The organism is Halomonas sp. YLGW01 (genome assembly GCF_014840935.1).
Lineage (GTDB): Bacteria > Pseudomonadota > Gammaproteobacteria > Pseudomonadales > Halomonadaceae > Onishia.
This window is the reverse complement of record NZ_CP062005.1, coordinates 2,547,806-2,562,186: the sequence shown is the minus strand read 5'-3', so window position 1 is coordinate 2,562,186 and position 14,381 is coordinate 2,547,806. Positions and strand designations below refer to the sequence as shown.

At 67.2% G+C, this 14,381-nt stretch carries 16 protein-coding genes and 1 riboswitch; of the genes, 8 read left to right on the top strand and 8 right to left on the bottom strand.

Translation table 11 applies throughout. The features are described 5' to 3' along the window. Nucleotides 1-35 precede the first annotated feature (35 nt). Nucleotides 36-162, bottom strand: a riboswitch (TPP riboswitch). 86 nt (nt 163-248) lie between these two features. Beyond that, nucleotides 249-1,331: a glycosyltransferase family 4 protein gene (locus IEJ03_RS11775; RefSeq protein ID WP_242457952.1), complete on the top strand. Its 1,083-nt coding sequence runs from the start codon at nt 249-251 to the stop codon at nt 1,329-1,331. Nucleotides 1,332-1,358: 27 nt separating this feature from the next. Here the strand turns inward: IEJ03_RS11775 and IEJ03_RS11770 are convergent, their stop codons facing one another. The 3 genes from IEJ03_RS11770 to IEJ03_RS11760 all read right to left on the bottom strand — a co-directional run bounded on the left by IEJ03_RS11770 (nt 1,359) and on the right by IEJ03_RS11760 (nt 3,158). Beyond that, a complete protein-coding gene (locus IEJ03_RS11770) occupies nt 1,359-2,288 on the bottom strand; it encodes a lysophospholipid acyltransferase family protein (RefSeq protein WP_192035042.1) in 930 nt (309 codons plus the stop codon). A gap of 6 nt (nt 2,289-2,294) precedes the next feature. After that, nucleotides 2,295-2,687: a DUF4870 domain-containing protein gene (locus tag IEJ03_RS11765; RefSeq protein ID WP_192035041.1), complete on the bottom strand. Its 393-nt coding sequence runs from the start codon at nt 2,685-2,687 to the stop codon at nt 2,295-2,297. A gap of 90 nt (nt 2,688-2,777) precedes the next feature. Then, nucleotides 2,778-3,158 carry a VOC family protein gene (locus IEJ03_RS11760; protein WP_192035040.1) on the bottom strand — a complete coding sequence of 127 codons (381 nt, stop codon included), beginning with the start codon at nt 3,156-3,158 and terminating at the stop codon, nt 2,778-2,780. Between the two features lie 71 nt (nt 3,159-3,229). Between IEJ03_RS11760 and IEJ03_RS11755 the strand changes: the two genes are divergently transcribed. The 5 genes from IEJ03_RS11755 to IEJ03_RS11735 all read left to right on the top strand — a co-directional run bounded on the left by IEJ03_RS11755 (nt 3,230) and on the right by IEJ03_RS11735 (nt 9,374). Further along, complete coding sequence (locus IEJ03_RS11755; protein WP_192035039.1) at nt 3,230-3,889, top strand: class I SAM-dependent methyltransferase; 660 nt, start codon at nt 3,230-3,232, stop codon at nt 3,887-3,889. A 227-nt stretch (nt 3,890-4,116) separates the two neighbouring features. Further along, nucleotides 4,117-5,580, top strand: coding sequence for an MFS transporter (locus tag IEJ03_RS11750; RefSeq protein WP_192035038.1), 1,464 nt, complete (start codon nt 4,117-4,119; stop codon nt 5,578-5,580). A 95-nt stretch (nt 5,581-5,675) separates the two neighbouring features. Further along, nucleotides 5,676-7,481, top strand: coding sequence for an acyl-CoA dehydrogenase family protein (locus tag IEJ03_RS11745; protein WP_192035037.1), 1,806 nt, complete (start codon nt 5,676-5,678; stop codon nt 7,479-7,481). A gap of 133 nt (nt 7,482-7,614) precedes the next feature. After that, the gene (locus IEJ03_RS11740) at nt 7,615-8,463 is read left to right on the top strand and encodes a 3-hydroxybutyryl-CoA dehydrogenase (protein ID WP_192035036.1); all 849 of its coding nucleotides are present in this window, start codon (nt 7,615-7,617) and stop codon (nt 8,461-8,463) included. A gap of 137 nt (nt 8,464-8,600) precedes the next feature. Then, nucleotides 8,601-9,374: an enoyl-CoA hydratase-related protein gene (locus IEJ03_RS11735; protein WP_192035035.1), complete on the top strand. Its 774-nt coding sequence runs from the start codon at nt 8,601-8,603 to the stop codon at nt 9,372-9,374. 99 nt (nt 9,375-9,473) lie between these two features. Here IEJ03_RS11735 and IEJ03_RS11730 read toward each other — a convergent pair whose 3' ends face one another. The 4 genes from IEJ03_RS11730 to IEJ03_RS11715 all read right to left on the bottom strand — a co-directional run bounded on the left by IEJ03_RS11730 (nt 9,474) and on the right by IEJ03_RS11715 (nt 12,059). After that, a complete protein-coding gene (locus IEJ03_RS11730) occupies nt 9,474-10,364 on the bottom strand; it encodes a DMT family transporter (RefSeq protein ID WP_192035034.1) in 891 nt (296 codons plus the stop codon). Between the two features lie 245 nt (nt 10,365-10,609). After that, nucleotides 10,610-11,188, bottom strand: a complete 579-nt coding sequence (locus IEJ03_RS11725) for an SCO family protein (RefSeq protein WP_192035033.1) — start codon at nt 11,186-11,188, stop codon at nt 10,610-10,612. Nucleotides 11,189-11,208: 20 nt separating this feature from the next. Next, nucleotides 11,209-11,670: a copper chaperone PCu(A)C gene (locus IEJ03_RS11720; protein WP_192035032.1), complete on the bottom strand. Its 462-nt coding sequence runs from the start codon at nt 11,668-11,670 to the stop codon at nt 11,209-11,211. 53 nt (nt 11,671-11,723) lie between these two features. Then, a complete protein-coding gene (locus IEJ03_RS11715) occupies nt 11,724-12,059 on the bottom strand; it encodes a hypothetical protein (protein WP_192035031.1) in 336 nt (111 codons plus the stop codon). 178 nt (nt 12,060-12,237) lie between these two features. Between IEJ03_RS11715 and IEJ03_RS11710 the strand changes: the two genes are divergently transcribed. Further along, nucleotides 12,238-12,663 carry a hypothetical protein gene (locus IEJ03_RS11710; protein WP_192035030.1) on the top strand — a complete coding sequence of 142 codons (426 nt, stop codon included), beginning with the start codon at nt 12,238-12,240 and terminating at the stop codon, nt 12,661-12,663. Nucleotides 12,664-12,691: 28 nt separating this feature from the next. On the opposite strand, the gene IEJ03_RS11705 is transcribed toward IEJ03_RS11710, so the two are convergent. Then, nucleotides 12,692-13,777 carry a phosphatase domain-containing protein gene (locus tag IEJ03_RS11705; protein WP_347400979.1) on the bottom strand — a complete coding sequence of 362 codons (1,086 nt, stop codon included), beginning with the start codon at nt 13,775-13,777 and terminating at the stop codon, nt 12,692-12,694. A gap of 259 nt (nt 13,778-14,036) precedes the next feature. Here IEJ03_RS11705 and IEJ03_RS11700 point away from each other — a divergent pair, with 259 nt between their 5' ends. Further along, on the top strand, nt 14,037-14,378 hold the full coding sequence (locus IEJ03_RS11700; RefSeq protein ID WP_192035029.1) for a zinc ribbon domain-containing protein YjdM: 342 nt from the start codon (nt 14,037-14,039) through the stop codon (nt 14,376-14,378). The last annotated feature ends 3 nt before the right edge of the window (nt 14,379-14,381 follow it).

The window sequence follows — 14,381 nt, the reverse complement described above, 5'->3', positions numbered from 1 at the left end:
GGCAGGCATGACCGGGCAGGAATGAGCACACGGCTCTTCGGTCACCGCTTGATTCCTACGCCGGTACGAGCCGGATCAGGTTCAACGGGATCCACCCTGTGGCGTGCTGGGCACGGCGCTGGGTGGTCTCAGCCGGCATCACCGGCACCCCGTCAAGCGAGTGACGCCAGTCTAGCAGCTTGTCGCGCCCTTGCCAGTCCGGGTTATGCTGGTGCTCGGCCTTCCCTTTCAAGACGAGGATGTCACGGATGATGTCACCCCCTTCTCCAACGCCCGCCATGACCATGCTGGTGGCCGGCGACCCCGACCAGCTCACCGGCAGTTATGTCTACGATGCCCGTATCGCCGAGGCGCTGCGCGAACGTGGCTGGGAGGTCGCGGTCGAGGGGCTGGCCGGGCGATTCCCGATGCCCGATCAGCAGGCGACCGAGAGCCTCGAGGCTGCCCTGACGCACCGGCCGGACGGCGCCCGGGTGGTGCTCGATGCCATGGTCATGGCCGGCCTGCCGGAGGTGGTGGCTCGCCATGCCGACCGACTCGAGCTCACCGCCCTGATGCATCACCCGCTCGCCGACGAGACCAGCCTGAGCGCCAGTCAGCGGGAAGGCTTTCGCGAAAGCGAGACCCGAGCGCTGGCGGCGATGCATCGGGTAATCGCGACCAGCGCCTTCACGGCCGGGCGGCTGGCCGATTTCGCCGTGCCCGCCTCGCGCATTCACGTGGTCGAGCCGGGCGTGGCACCGGCCCCCTTGGCTGAAAGGGTCACCCGCCATGAGGACGAATGCGAGCCGGCACGGCTCTTGTGCGTGGCGAGCCTCACCCCGCGAAAGGGCCACGAGGTGCTGATCGAGGCGCTCGCCGAGCTGTCCGGTCTCAACTGGCAGTGCGATTGCATCGGGGGGCTGGATCTCGATCCGGCGCATGCCAGCCACATCGAGGCGATGATCGAGGCGCGAGGGCTCGGCGAATGGATGCATCTGCTGGGAACCCGGTCGCCCGAGGCCCTCGCGTCCTACTACGCCGAGGCGGATCTCTTCGTGTTGCCCTCCTGGTACGAGGGCTATGGGATGGTAGTGACCGAGGCGCTGGCCCATGGGCTGCCGGTGATCACCACCACCGGCGGAGCCTTGCGTCACACCCTGCCCGAGGGCGCGGGTCTGGCCGTGGAGCCGGGGGACGCCAAGGGCCTGGCCGCGGCGCTGCGCCGCTGGCTCGAGGACGGCGAGCTGCGGGCGCGGCTTCGCGAGGGGGCCGCTGTGGCGAGGGGCCAGCAGCAGGATTGGTCAACTGCCGCGGCGGCCTTCGCAAAGGCGCTCGGTGAGCCGAGCTAAGGCACCGTTTGGCGTGAGGGCTCGGAGTCAGTAGATACGCGCGCGCCGGAAGTTCGGGTCGCCGGCGGCTTCCTCCGGCGTCTTGCGATAGCGCTTGTATTCCCACTGGTACTGGGCCGGGTCGAGGGCGATGGCGGCCTCGACACTGGCGTTCACGCCGCCGGCCGAGGTGGTCTCGTCGGCCTCATAGACCCGGGCGTCGGCGGCCAGGAAGTGAAGGGCGAAGCCGCGCCCGGGGAGCCGTCTGGCCACTCCCGTGACCACCCGCGCCTGGGTGCGGGCTACCAGCTTCGGCAGCAGGGTGGCGGTATAGGCGGGGCGCCCGTAGAAGGGCGCGAAGACGCCACTGCCCCAGTCGGGCTCCTGGTCCGGCAGGATACCGACGGCCTCGCAGCGCTTGAGCGCCTTGAGCAGTGCCGCCACGCCGCGGGGGGTGGTCGGCACCAGCTCGGCGCCGCGGCGCTCGCGGCCATGGCGAATCACCGGGTCCAGCGGGGCGATCTTGGGCGGCTCATACATGGCGGTGAAGGGGAAGTGCCCCGAGAGCCAGAAGTTCAGCACCTCCCAGTTGCCGAAGTGGGGCGCCAGCACGATGACGCCGCGTCCCTCGGCCCGGGCCTCGTCGAGCAGTTCACGGCCATGGACCTCGACGATCGAGGCCTCGACCCGTTCGGGGTCGCCCATCCAGGCAAAGCCCAGTTCGAGCATGGTGGCGGTGGAGTGCGTCAGGCTCTCGCGAGCCAGGTGGCGGCGCTCGGCCTCGCTGGTGGTCGGGTAGACCACCGACAGGTTGGCCTCGGTGATCCGGCGCTCGCGCTGGCTGAAGCGGTGCACCAGCGGGCCTGCGAGTCGTGACAATCGCCATAGGATGTCAAGGCCTCGCCCGGCCAGGGCCCGCCACAGGGTGGTGATGGCGGTGGCCTGGAGGCGGTCGCGGCGGGAGATCTCGTCACTCATCGCGGATCAGACCAGCCAGGTGGTGACGTTGCTCGGCGCGCGCTGCTCCTGCAGGCCCTTGAAGCCCTTCACGCAGCGGATGATCATCCATACCGCCAGGGCGATCAGCAGCGGCACGCCGATCACCACCAGGGCCAGGGCGGTGGCAATGATGCCGTAGAGCAGGCCGATCCAGAAGGTGCGGATCTGGTAGCGGTAGTGCGCCTCGAGCCAGTCCGGCCCCTTGCCACGGTAGACGTAGGCGATCACCACGCCGATCAGCGGCGTGAAGCCGATCACCATGCCGGCCAGGAAGAGGCCATAGACCACCATGGCCATGGTGGTGTCTGTTCCTCGAGGCGCGGGGGGCGTCTCGGATGGTGTCTGGGGCGGTGTCTCGGGTGCGGGGGTCTGGGGCATGACATCGTCCTTGAGCGAAACGGTCAGGGGTGAATCAGGGTGAAAAAGCGAGCCTTGGCAACATGATACCCGCCAAGGCCAGCGTTGCCATCATCGCCGCGGGCGGTTGATCTCCAGCAGGTTGCCTTCCGGGTCACGCAGGTAGAGCGAGTCCACCGGGCCCTTGCCGCCTTCGCGTGCCACCGGACCCAGCTCCACCGGGACGGAAAGGGCGGCCAGGTGGCGCTCGACCTCATCGAGCGGCAGGCGGCTTGAGAAGGACAGTTCCATGCCACCGATGGCGGGGGCCGCCGCCCTGGGCGTGGCCGGGCTATCGGGGTGTTGCAGGCGCAGGGTCAGGGTGCCCAGATGCAGGTCGGCGTGGCCGGCGTCCTGCTCCTTGGCGTCCATGCCCAGCACCCGGCTGTAGAAGTCCACCGCGCGGGGCAGGTCATCGACGTAGATCACCAGATGATCCAGAGCTGACAGCATGGGGTTCCTCCTTGGGCCGCCGGAACGAACAGGGTAGGCTTGGCGGCGAAAATTTCCATGAGCATACGACGATGACCCAGCCCCTGTCCTGCCCGCTGTGCGACGCCCCCGATGCGGAGCCCTACCACCGGGATGCGCGTCGCGACTATCTGCAGTGCCGGGTCTGTGCGCTGGTCTTCGTGCCGCCTCATCAGCACCTGGACGCCGACGCCGAGCGTGCCGTCTACGACCAGCACCAGAACTCCCCCGAGGACGCCGGCTACCGGCGCTTCCTGTCTCGGCTACAGGCGCCTCTGCTCGCGCGGCTGGCGCCCGGCGCCGAGGGGCTGGATGTCGGCAGTGGCCCGGGACCGACCCTCTCGGTGATGTTCGAGGAGGCGGGGCATCCGATGGCGATCTATGACCCCTACTTCGCTCCCGACCCGACGCCGCTGTCACGCACCTATGACTTCATCACCGCCACCGAGGTCGTCGAGCACATGGCCGCACCCGGCGCCGAAATCACCCGTCTGGCCGGCCTGCTGCGCCCCGGGGGCTGGCTGGGACTGATGACCAAGCGCGTCACCAGCCGCGACGCCTTCGCGAGCTGGCACTACATTCTCGACCCTACCCATGTGTGCTTCTTCAGCGAAGCGAGCTTTCACTGGCTGGCCAAGCGACTCGACATGGACGTGGTCTTTCCCGGGCGCGATGTCGTTCTGCTCAGGCGTTCCTCTCAGTCGCACAGCTAAGCGTGTGGCTAAGGTGTCGTGATCGTGCATGAACGGGGCGTAAATAGCGCTTGGCGATGGGACGGGGCGAGCGTATATTCGCCGCGCGATTGCCCGCATTGCGTCGGCGGCGGGTGGCTTCTAGCCTGCGGGTGAGGTGGCAGGACGTTTCCTGCCTGCAGGATGGATATCGCGCCCCATCCGCCCGGAGTGGCGGTGTTCCCTCTCGTAGATGCGAGGCATGCTTCATGTCCCGGCAATTGTTGTCCATGGCTCTGGCGCCCCTGCTAGGGCTGTTCATCCTCTGCATCGGCAATGGCTTCCTGGCCACCCTGATCACCCTGCGCCTGGATGCGGCGGGAGAGTCTGCCGTGGTGATCGGCTGGGTGTCGTCGGCCTATTTCATCGGCCTGGCGCTGGGGGCGCTGTTCAACGATCGCCTGCTGCTGCGCATCGGCCATATCCGCGCCTATGGCTGCTTCGCCTCGTTGGTGGCGGTTACCGTGCTGCTGCAGGGCCTGTGGCTCGATCCGGTCGGCTGGTTCGTGCTGCGCCTGATCGGTGGCTGGGCCACCGTGGGCGTCTATCTGGTCATCGAGAGCTGGCTGCTGGCCGGTGCCGACACCAAGGTGCGGGGGCGCCTGCTGGCCATGTACATGATCGCCCTTTACGCCGCCGGGGTACTCGGCCAGCTGCTGCTCGGGGCGACCAATGCCATGAGCGATGCGGCGCCCTTCATGGTGGTCGGCATGCTGGCCTCGCTGTCGGTGCTGCCGATGGCGATGATTCCGCGGGTCTCGCCGCTGATCGAGCAGGCCGAGCCCCTGTCGCCGCTGCGCCTGGTCACCCTGACGCCCACCGGGGTGATGGGCTGCTTCGGCTCGGGGCTGGTGGTGGCGGCGGTCTATAGCCTGCTGCCGCTTTACCTGCAGCGCAGCGGCCTGGGGGTCGCTCAGGTCGGCCAGATGATGGCGGTGGTGGTGCTCGGGGCCATGCTGCTGCAGTACCCGATCGGACGCTGGTCGGACAAGCACGATCGCCAGCTGGTGCTGATCATCATCGGCGCCTGTACGGCGGGGCTGTCGATGGCGCTGCTGCTGGTGCCGGGCGACCCGTGGCTGGTGGCCGGGCTCTTGTTCCTGCTCGGCGGCGGGGTCTTCTCGCTGTACCCGGTCGCAGTCAGTCATGCCGCCGACCGGGCCCCGGCCGGCGCCCTGGTGCGCATGAGCCAGGGCCTTCTGCTGATCAATGCCCTGGGGTCCACGGTCAGCCCGCCGCTGATCACCCCGGTGATGGCGGCGCTCGGCGATGGTGGCCTGTTCTGGTCGATGGGCGCCATGGGGCTGGGGCTGGTCGGCTTCTTCGTCTGGCGTCGCAGCGTGCGCCCGGCGCCGCTGCCGATGGCACCCTTCGTGGCCACCCAGACCCAGACCCTGGCGGGGGCGGAGCTGGGGGTCACCGACGCGCTGGTCCAGGGGGCCGTCGAGCACGAGTACCTCGAGGATCTATCCGCAGCGGTGCCTGACGTGCCCGTCGCCGAGCCTATCGTCGGCCCGCCGCCGGCCGATGAGGCACATATCGCCTACTACGACGATGCAGGCCCGCAGGGTGAGCTCCAACGCGAGCCTCAAGACGTCTCTCATGAAGAGACAAGTGACACGCCCGACGACGCCGAGCAGGCTCGGCACGGGGCCGCGGCGATCGCGCGGTGACGCAAGCGTCAGTCGCTGCGGCTTTCGCCTAATGGCTCGGGCCGCGGCCGCCCACCTACTATCGCGGAGAACCTTTCTCCAAAGAGATGCCCGCGATGACGCCCTATCACGCTCCGTTGCGCGACACCCGCTTCGTGCTCGAGGAACTCCTCGAGCACGCCTCCCTCGCCCTGCCGGGCTTCGAGGACACCAGCCCCGAGCTGCTCGACGCCGTGCTGGAAGAGGCCGCCCGGCTGGCGGCTGAGGTCTGGGCGCCGCTCAATCTCTCCGGCGACCGCCAGGGCTGTCGCCGCCAGCCGGATGGGAGCGTGACGGTGCCCGACGGCTTCATCGAGGCCTATCAGGCCTATGCCGAGGGTGGCTGGAACGGCATCGTCGTGGCCGAGGCCGAGGGCGGCCAGGGCCTGCCCGAGGTGGCAGCGAGTGCCGTCCAGGAAATGCTGCACGGCGCCAACATGGCGCTTGGCCTGTGTCCGATGCTCACCGCCGGCGCCATCGAGGCGCTTTCGCATCACGGTAGCGATGACCTCAAGGCCCGCTTTCTGCCCAAGCTGATCGACGGCAGCTGGACCGGCACCATGAACCTCACCGAGCCCCAGGCCGGCTCGGACCTATCCCGGGTGCGCACCCGGGCCATCCCCTGCGCCGAAAACGAGGGCGAGCACTATCGCCTGCACGGCCAGAAGATCTACATCACCTGGGGCGAGCACGAGGCCGCCGAGAACATCCTCCATCTGGTGCTGGCGCGCACCCCGGACGCGCCTGAGGGCAACAAGGGCATCTCGCTGTTCCTGGTGCCCAAGTTCCTGGTCGAGGAGGATGGCACCCTGGGCGCACGCAACGACGTCATCTGCGCCTCGATCGAGCACAAGCTCGGCATCCACGGCTCGCCCACCTGTACCCTGATCTTCGGCGAAGGCGAGGGCGCCATCGGCTATCGGGTCGGAGAGCTTGGGCGCGGGCTCAACCACATGTTCACGATGATGAACGAGGCCCGCCACAAGGTCGGCATCCAAGGCATCGGCGTCGCCGAACGGGCCACCCAGCAGGCCCTGGCCTACGCCGCTGAGCGCCGCCAGGGCCGTGCGCCCGGGGTTCGTGGCGGCGAGTCGACCGCTATCATCGATCACTTCGACGTGCGCCGCATGCTGCGCTCGATGCGGGCGCGCACCGATGCCCTGCGCGCCCTGGCGCTCTATTGTGCGGCGCAGATGGACCGCGCCCGTCATCATGGCGACGCCGCGACCCGCGAGGCCGCTCAGTCGCGGGTGGACCTGCTGATTCCGGTGGTCAAGGCGTTCTCCACCGACCAGGCCGTGGATATCGCCTCGCTGGGCATTCAGGTGCATGGTGGCATGGGCTACGTGGAGGAAACCGGTGCCGCCCAGCTGTGGCGCGACGCCCGCATCGCCCCCATCTACGAGGGCACCAACGGCATCCAGGCCCTGGACCTCGCTGGGCGCAAGCTGGCCCGGGACGATGGCGCCGCCCTCGACGCCCTGATCGACGAGGTCGTGGCCACCGCCGCGCGCCTCGCCGATACCCCCGAACTGACCGCCCAGGGGGTTGCCCTGAGGGGGGGGGCCATGGACCTGAGGGCCGCCAAGGCAGTGGTGCTCGCGGCTGGCCGGGATGCCGACCAGGGGACGGATGCCGTCCAGGCCTATGCCACCCCCTTCCTGCAGCTGGCCGGCCATGTGCTGTGTGCCTGGCAGATGGGGCAGGCCGCGTTGGTGGCTCAGGACGCCCTCGCCGCAGGCACCGACGATTGGGCCTTCTATCGTGACAAGTTGGTAAGTGCCGACTTCGCCCTGCGCCACTGGCTGCCCGTGGGTCGCGCCAACCGCGCGGTGATCGAGGCGGGCATCGATAGCCTCGCCCTGGTCGGTATCGACCACTGAGCACCTGCAGCATTCTTTCAGGCGAGGTAGGCTAGAGACGACCGGGCGGCGGGCGAGGCTCGCCGACTCCCTTCTTTTAGCGCCGCGGGCGGCAGCCGCTGCCAGCCGTGGCGGGATCATGGAGACCCTCAGCATGAGTATCACCCGCATCGGCGTCGTCGGCGCCGGCACCATGGGCCAGGGCATCGCCCAGGTGCTGATCACCAGTCATCATCAGGTCGCGTTGTTCGACGTCAGCGACGATGCCCTGGCAAGCGCCCGCGAGAAGATCGGCAAGGGCCTGACCCGGCTGGTCGACAAGGACAAGTTGCGCGACGAGGATCGTGAGTCGGCGCTTGGACGCCTCACCCTGACCACCAGCCTCGATAGCCTGCGCGATCGCGAGGTGATCATCGAGGCCGCCCCGGAAGACCCGGCACTCAAGGAGAAGCTCTTTGGCGAGCTGAGCCATCTGAACCATGAGGCCATTCTCGCCTCGAATACCTCCTCGCTGTCGCTGACGCGTCTCGCGGCGGTGTGCGAGCGCCCCGAACGGGTGGTGGGCATGCACTTCTTCAACCCGGTGCCGGTGCTGGGGCTGGTCGAGGTGATTCGTGCCGAACAGACCAGTGACGCCACCGTCGCCAAGATCGAGCAACTCACCGAGGCGCTGGGCAAGACCCCGGTCGCCATCGCCGATTCCCCGGGCTTCGCCGTCAACCGCCTGCTGGTGCCGATGATCAACGAGGCCGCCTTCCTGGTGCAGGAGGGCGCCGCCAGCCCCGAGGCCATCGATGCGGCCATGCAGCTCGGCGCCGCGCACCCCATGGGCCCGCTGAAGCTCGCCGATCTGATCGGTCTGGATGTCTGTCTTGCCATCATGGAGGTGCTGCAGGACGGCTTCGGCGATCCCAAGTACCGTCCCTGCCCGCTGCTCAAGCGGATGGTGGCGGCGGGCTACCTGGGCCGCAAGAGCGGCCGCGGTTTCCACGTCTACGAGTGAAACCGCCCCGCTTGCCAGCCTCTGGTTATTTCCACCCGCCCGCCAAAGGTGGGATCGTCTGCCAACCGAGCGCTTGCTAGGTTGGGAGGCATCGGCCCTCGACGACCGGGGGCGAGTCTCACCGCACAGGAGTCATCATGCACGACGCACCGATCCACCTGGCCATCGAGGCCGGCATTGCCCGCCTGACCCTCAACCGCCCCAAGGCCTTGAACGCCCTGAATTCGGCACTGCTGCGCGAGCTCGCCGGCGTGCTCGACGATCTGGAGGAGCGCGACGACCTGCGGGCGGTGCTGATCACCGGCGAGGGCGAGAAGGCCTTCGTGGCCGGGGCCGACATTGCCGAGATGCGCGACAAGACCCCGGAGGAGGCTCGCGCCTTCGCCAGCCAGGCGCTGACCACCATCAAGCGCCTGGAGCGCCTGCCGGTGCCGGTGGTGGCGCTGGTCAACGGCTTCTGCCTGGGCGGCGGCTGCGAGCTGGCGCTGGCCTGCGACTGGGCGGTGGCCAGCGACAACGCCGTCTTCGGTCAGCCCGAGGTGCTGCTCGGCGTGATTCCGGGCTTCGGTGGCACCCAGCGCCTACCGCGTCGGGTCGGTCCCGCCATGGCGCTGGATCTGGTCACCACCGGGCGCAAGATCGATGCCGAGGAGGCCCTGCGCATTGGCCTGGTCAATCAGGTGATGCCCCAGGCCGAGCTCGAGGCCTACGCCACGACCCTCGCCAAGCAGCTCGCCGGCAACGGTCCCCAGGCGGTTCGCAGCGCCAAGCAGGCCGTGCACGACGGCATGGATCAGGATCTCGACAGCGCCCTGGCGCTGGAGACCAGCCTGTTCGCGCTGGGCTTCGCCGGCAGTGAACAGCGGGAAGGCATGAGCGCCTTCCTCGAGAAGCGCAAGCCGAGCTTCTGAGCGGCGCCTAATGAGTAACTAGCAGTTCACGGCCGTGGTGATCGCACCACGGCCGTTCATTTTTGCGGTGGCCGTTTTTTCACGCCATGGTCCCGACCGTCATGGCTTGAGGAGGGTGGTCAGTCGTTCCCACCGGATCATGCGCGTGGCGATGGCGGTACCGATCAGGGTAATCGCCATGCCGGCGAGTATCTGCAGATCGAGTGCCTCGCCGAGCAGTAGATAGCCCCACAGCAGCGCACTCACCGGCACCAGGAAGGTGACCGTCGAGGTCGCGGTGGCGCCGGCACTCGACAACAGGCCGAAGAAGAGCAGAAAGGCCAGGGCGGTGCTGAACGTCGCCAGCGCCAGGCCGTTGCCCCAGGCCACGGCGCCGATCGGCTCGGCCGGCCACAGCAGCAGGCCGGGAATCAGCAGCAGCAGCGACGACATGGCGGTGCTGCCCGCCGCCAGCACGCGCACGGGCAGGTGTGCCAGATGGGTCTTCGAATAGTTGCCGGCCACCCCATAGCAGAAGGTGGCGCCGAGGGCCGAGAGGATGAACCAGCCGTCCCCGCCCAGGGCGAAATCCAGCCGATTGGCCGACAGCACATAGACACCCAAGAAGGCCAGGGCGAGCCCCAGGTACTGCTGGCGCTGCACCGGTGTGGTGAAGAACAGCGCACCCAGCAGGGCGGTGAAGATCGGTGTGGTGGCGTTGATCAATGAGGTGAAGCCTGCCTCCAGCCGGGTGGTCGCCAGGGCCAGCAGGGAGAACGGCAGCACATGGCTCACCAGTCCCAGCAGCAACAGGCGTCCCTTGTTCTCCCACACCAGGCGCAGGTAGCCCGCCCCCAGCAACAGTGGCATCAGCAGCAGGGCGCCCACCCCCATGCGCACCAGGATCAAGGACACCGGGCCGAATTCCGGCACCGCCACCCGCATGAAGATGAACGACATGCCCCATAGGGTGGAGAGCAGGATCATGCGCAGTGTATCGGTGGGAGACATTCGGCATCCTTGTCGGCAGGGCAGGCAGAGTACGGGCGACGCCGCCCCAGGGGAAGGCGAGGTCGACCAAAGCACCGGCTCGGAGGCAGAGGCGAGAACTCGCGACAGAATCTAGTTTGAAAGGCTGATGGATATTATTAGACAGCTCGGCAGTGGCGGCGATGCCACTGCCGTTTTTTGCCACCCTGGGGGGATCGTCGGCAAAAAGGATGGCAGCGTCGTTCATCCTTGGGCCAAGGTTGCGCCTACCCCTGTGCGATCAGGCGTCGGATATCGCTGACCAGCGTGTCGATGGGGTCGCTGTCGCGCATCAGCAGGCGGGCCTGGCCCTCGCTGTCGAAGGCGAAGATGCCGCTGGAGTGCGAGACGTCGTAGTTGCCGTTGGCGTCTTCTTCCCCGTAGCTGTAGCTGATCCGGTAGCGATTGGTCAGGGCATGGAGTTGCGCGGTGGTGCCGGTCAGGCCGATGAACTGCGGCCCGAACACATCGGTATAGCGCTTGAGCACCGCCGGCGTGTCGCGCTCAGGGTCCACCGAGACGAACAGCACCTGGACGTCGTCGCGGTCTGGCTCATCGAGCTTCTTGATGGCGGCCGTCAGCCGGGCGAGGGAGGTCGGGCAGACATCCGGGCAGTGGGTATAGCCGAAATAGAGCAGGGTGGTGGTGCCGAGGAAATCGTCTTCCTCGACCGGTTTGCCGTCCTCGTTCACCAGGCTCAGGTCGAGGGCGGGCATGACCTCGGAGATGTCCGTGGCGTGCCAGTTGGGATCGCTGCAGCCCGCCAGCGACAGCGAGACCAGGATCGGGAGGAGCCAGTTGCGCATCATGACCTTCCTGTCGGCGTTCAGTGCATGGCGATGGGAGAGACGACCTGGAAGGTCGCCGGCAATGGCGGACGGTCCTCGAAGAGCAGCTCGACCTCGACCTCATCCCCGACGGTCAGCGGATCGACACGCTTCATGAACATTAGGTGATAGCCCTTGGGCGCCAATGCGAGGCTGTCACCGGCCGCCACCTCGAGGCTTTGCACCTCATGCATGTGGGCCATGCCGTCTGTCTCCATGCTCATGTGCAGCTCGGTATGCCGGAAGGCATCGGTCCGGGCGCCGATCAGCGTCACGGGCGCCTCGCTGCGGTTGTGGAGCAGGAAGTAGCCGGCTCCAGGCATGTCTCCCGGCAGCAGGCGAAGCCGCGGATGCTCGAGGGACAGGTCCTCGGCATGGGCCGTGCCGCCGCACAGTAGCAGCATCAGCAGGCCGACTGCCCAGGAGCAGTTCTTGAGGGTCCTGCCTGGCGTGTTGGCCATCTCGGTGCTCTCCATTCGGGAAGGACGTGTGGGATGACGCCCGCAGGCGGCGATCAGCAGATGGCCGACAGACCGCAGTTATCCGTGTATTCACGGGAGTTGACGTCCAGCGTCAGACGATCGCTGGTGGTCGCGTAGTAGAAGGACGCGTAGCCGTCGCCGTCGGCGGCCTTGTAGGCGCCACAGATGCCATAGCCGTACTGCACGTCCTGCAGATGCTGAAGGTCGATGTCTTCCGAGGTACCAAGCTCGGCGGCCAGTGCCCGCTTGATCTCACCGTCCACACCACTATCCGACATGGCCTGACCACCGAAGATGAGCCCTGCGAGGGCCAGGGTGCCGATCACGGGAATGAGGATCATGAGCAGGAAGGGGCGTGACGTTTTCATGTCGCGCATTCTATTGAGAAGGGCGTTGAACCGGCAAGCGCATCGGCCTGCGGCGGATTGTCCTATGGCGCGGCGCCGGGGAGCTCGGCAGCCTGCCGTGGAGGCCTCGTGCAACGAGCGGATGTCGATGGTTCAATGGCGGCCTTCGAATCACGCCTCTTTATTCAGGACGCTTCTCATGTCGACGCCTCAACCGCCTACGCCCGATGGCAACGAGACTCCCCGCACCCTGCTTCGCCTGCTCGGCGCCTTCGCCGCCCCCGTGATCGTCTATCTGCTGGCCTGGGAAGGCGTGGCACGCGGAGTGTTGCCCGGCGTCGACGAAAGCGCCCGGGGCCTCATGATCCACCTGTTCAGCGTGCTGATCCCCTGTCTCGGGGTGCTGGCGAGCATCGCGATCGCGGGCGTGAAGGCGGGGCGCATGCTCGGCGGCGGCGTCATGGCCGTGTTCTTCCTGACCATGTACACCGCCTCCGGCGTGGCGTTCGGCTGGTTGCCGGTCGGCCTCACGCTGTTGGGTATCGCCCTGGCCTGGGGGCTGGGGCGGCTCTGTCCGACCATGTCCCCCGATCTGAGCACCGCCTTCCATCGCGCCAGGCACTAATAAATAGCAGGGCTCATTTAGTGGGGGCTCATTGCGCCTCGCGCACGGCCTCGAGCCCCTCGGCGGAGATGTAGCCGTGCATCCGGGCGTGCTCGGCCATGTGGAGGCTGCTGTGGGCCAGTACCAGTTGGCAGCCGGTATGACTGACCTCGGCCGCCAGCCGCTCGATGGCGGCATCGCGCTTCGGGTCCTTGTCCACCTTGCGGATGTAGATGGCTCGCACCCGCTCGGGATAACGCTTGACGATCTGGGTATAGATCTCGGGGTCTCGCTGGCCGCTGTCGCCGATCAGGATGAACGGCAGGTCGGCGTAGAGGCCGAGCATGTTGCGGATCACGCCGGACTTGTGATCCTCGGCCCGGCGCGGCCAGGGGCGTGACAGGCGCAGCCCCCATTCCCGCAGGAAGAGGATGGGCCCGACCGGAATCCGGTTGAGGTTGAAGAACAGATCGAGCATCTCATACAGGCACCAGGGGCCCCGCGAGACATAGAGCATCGGACGCTGGCGATCGCCCTCGACGCCGCCATGCAGGGCTTGGTAGAAGGCCGCGACCCCGGGAAAGGCGGTGCGACGCTGTGCCTTCTCCATGAACAGCCGATAGAGCATGGTGAGCTTGTTGGCGACCCCGGTGTACATCACGGTGTCGTCGATATCGCTGATCACGATCAGGTCGGTGTCGGCGGGGGGAATGTAGACCTCGGTAGTGGTGCTGATGGCGTCCTTCTCCGAGATGACCTCGAGGCTTGCCGTATGCCAGACCCGGTCGGTGGGCAGGGAATGGTTGATGTCGATGTGGGCGTAGAAGTAGCCATCGCGGTCGGAACGCACGATGGTCTGGGCGTCGCCCAGCCGCATGATGACCCGTGCATCGCGCACCCCATGGCGTATCACCCGCCGGGCGACATCGACCAGGTCCCGGGTGGTGCCGCCTTCCACCCACTGCCGGCCCGTGCCCGGCTGACGAAACACCCGCCCCATGACGAAGGCTTCCTTGTGGGAGCCATAGCCGCGATAGGGTTGCACGATGACGCCGCCACGGCCCTTGTCGCTCTTCATCGGCCGCGTGAACAGGCGAAGCAGCTTTTTCGTTGCGTGCAGCAATGAGGAGATCAACAGGCGCCTCGCGGTTGGGTGGGAACAGCACGGTGGTCCGAGCGATGGGCCAGGGGCCGTGCAGGGCATTGAACTCATTATGAGAAGCCTGGCGCCATCCTGCAAAAGCCCGCTGCCGCGGCCATCCCCGACATCGCTCCCCGCCCCGTCGTGGATGTCCGTCGGTGGAGAGGCGGCGTCAAACCGGGTAGGCTTGCCGACCTTCGTGGCGCCCGGCGACGTGCCGCGCCCTTTCACGCCTCTTGATCAGGACCGAACCATGAGCGATCTGCCCCACTGCCCGTCTTGTGCAGCCGACTACACCTACCAGGACGGCGCCATGTTCGTGTGCCCGGGCTGCGGCCACGAGTGGGCGCAGGAGGCCTCGACCGATGCCAGCGATGATGCGCCGGTCTATCGCGATGCCAACGGCAATGTGCTCGAAGATGGTGACAGCGTGACGGTGATCAAGGATCTCAAGGTCAAGGGCTCGTCCTCCGTGGTCAAGGTCGGCACCAAGGTCAAGAACATCCGTCTGATCGACGGCGATCACGACATCGACTGCAAGGTCGACGGCCTCGGTCCGATGAAGCTCAAGTCCGAGTTCGTCAAGAAGGCCTGATCT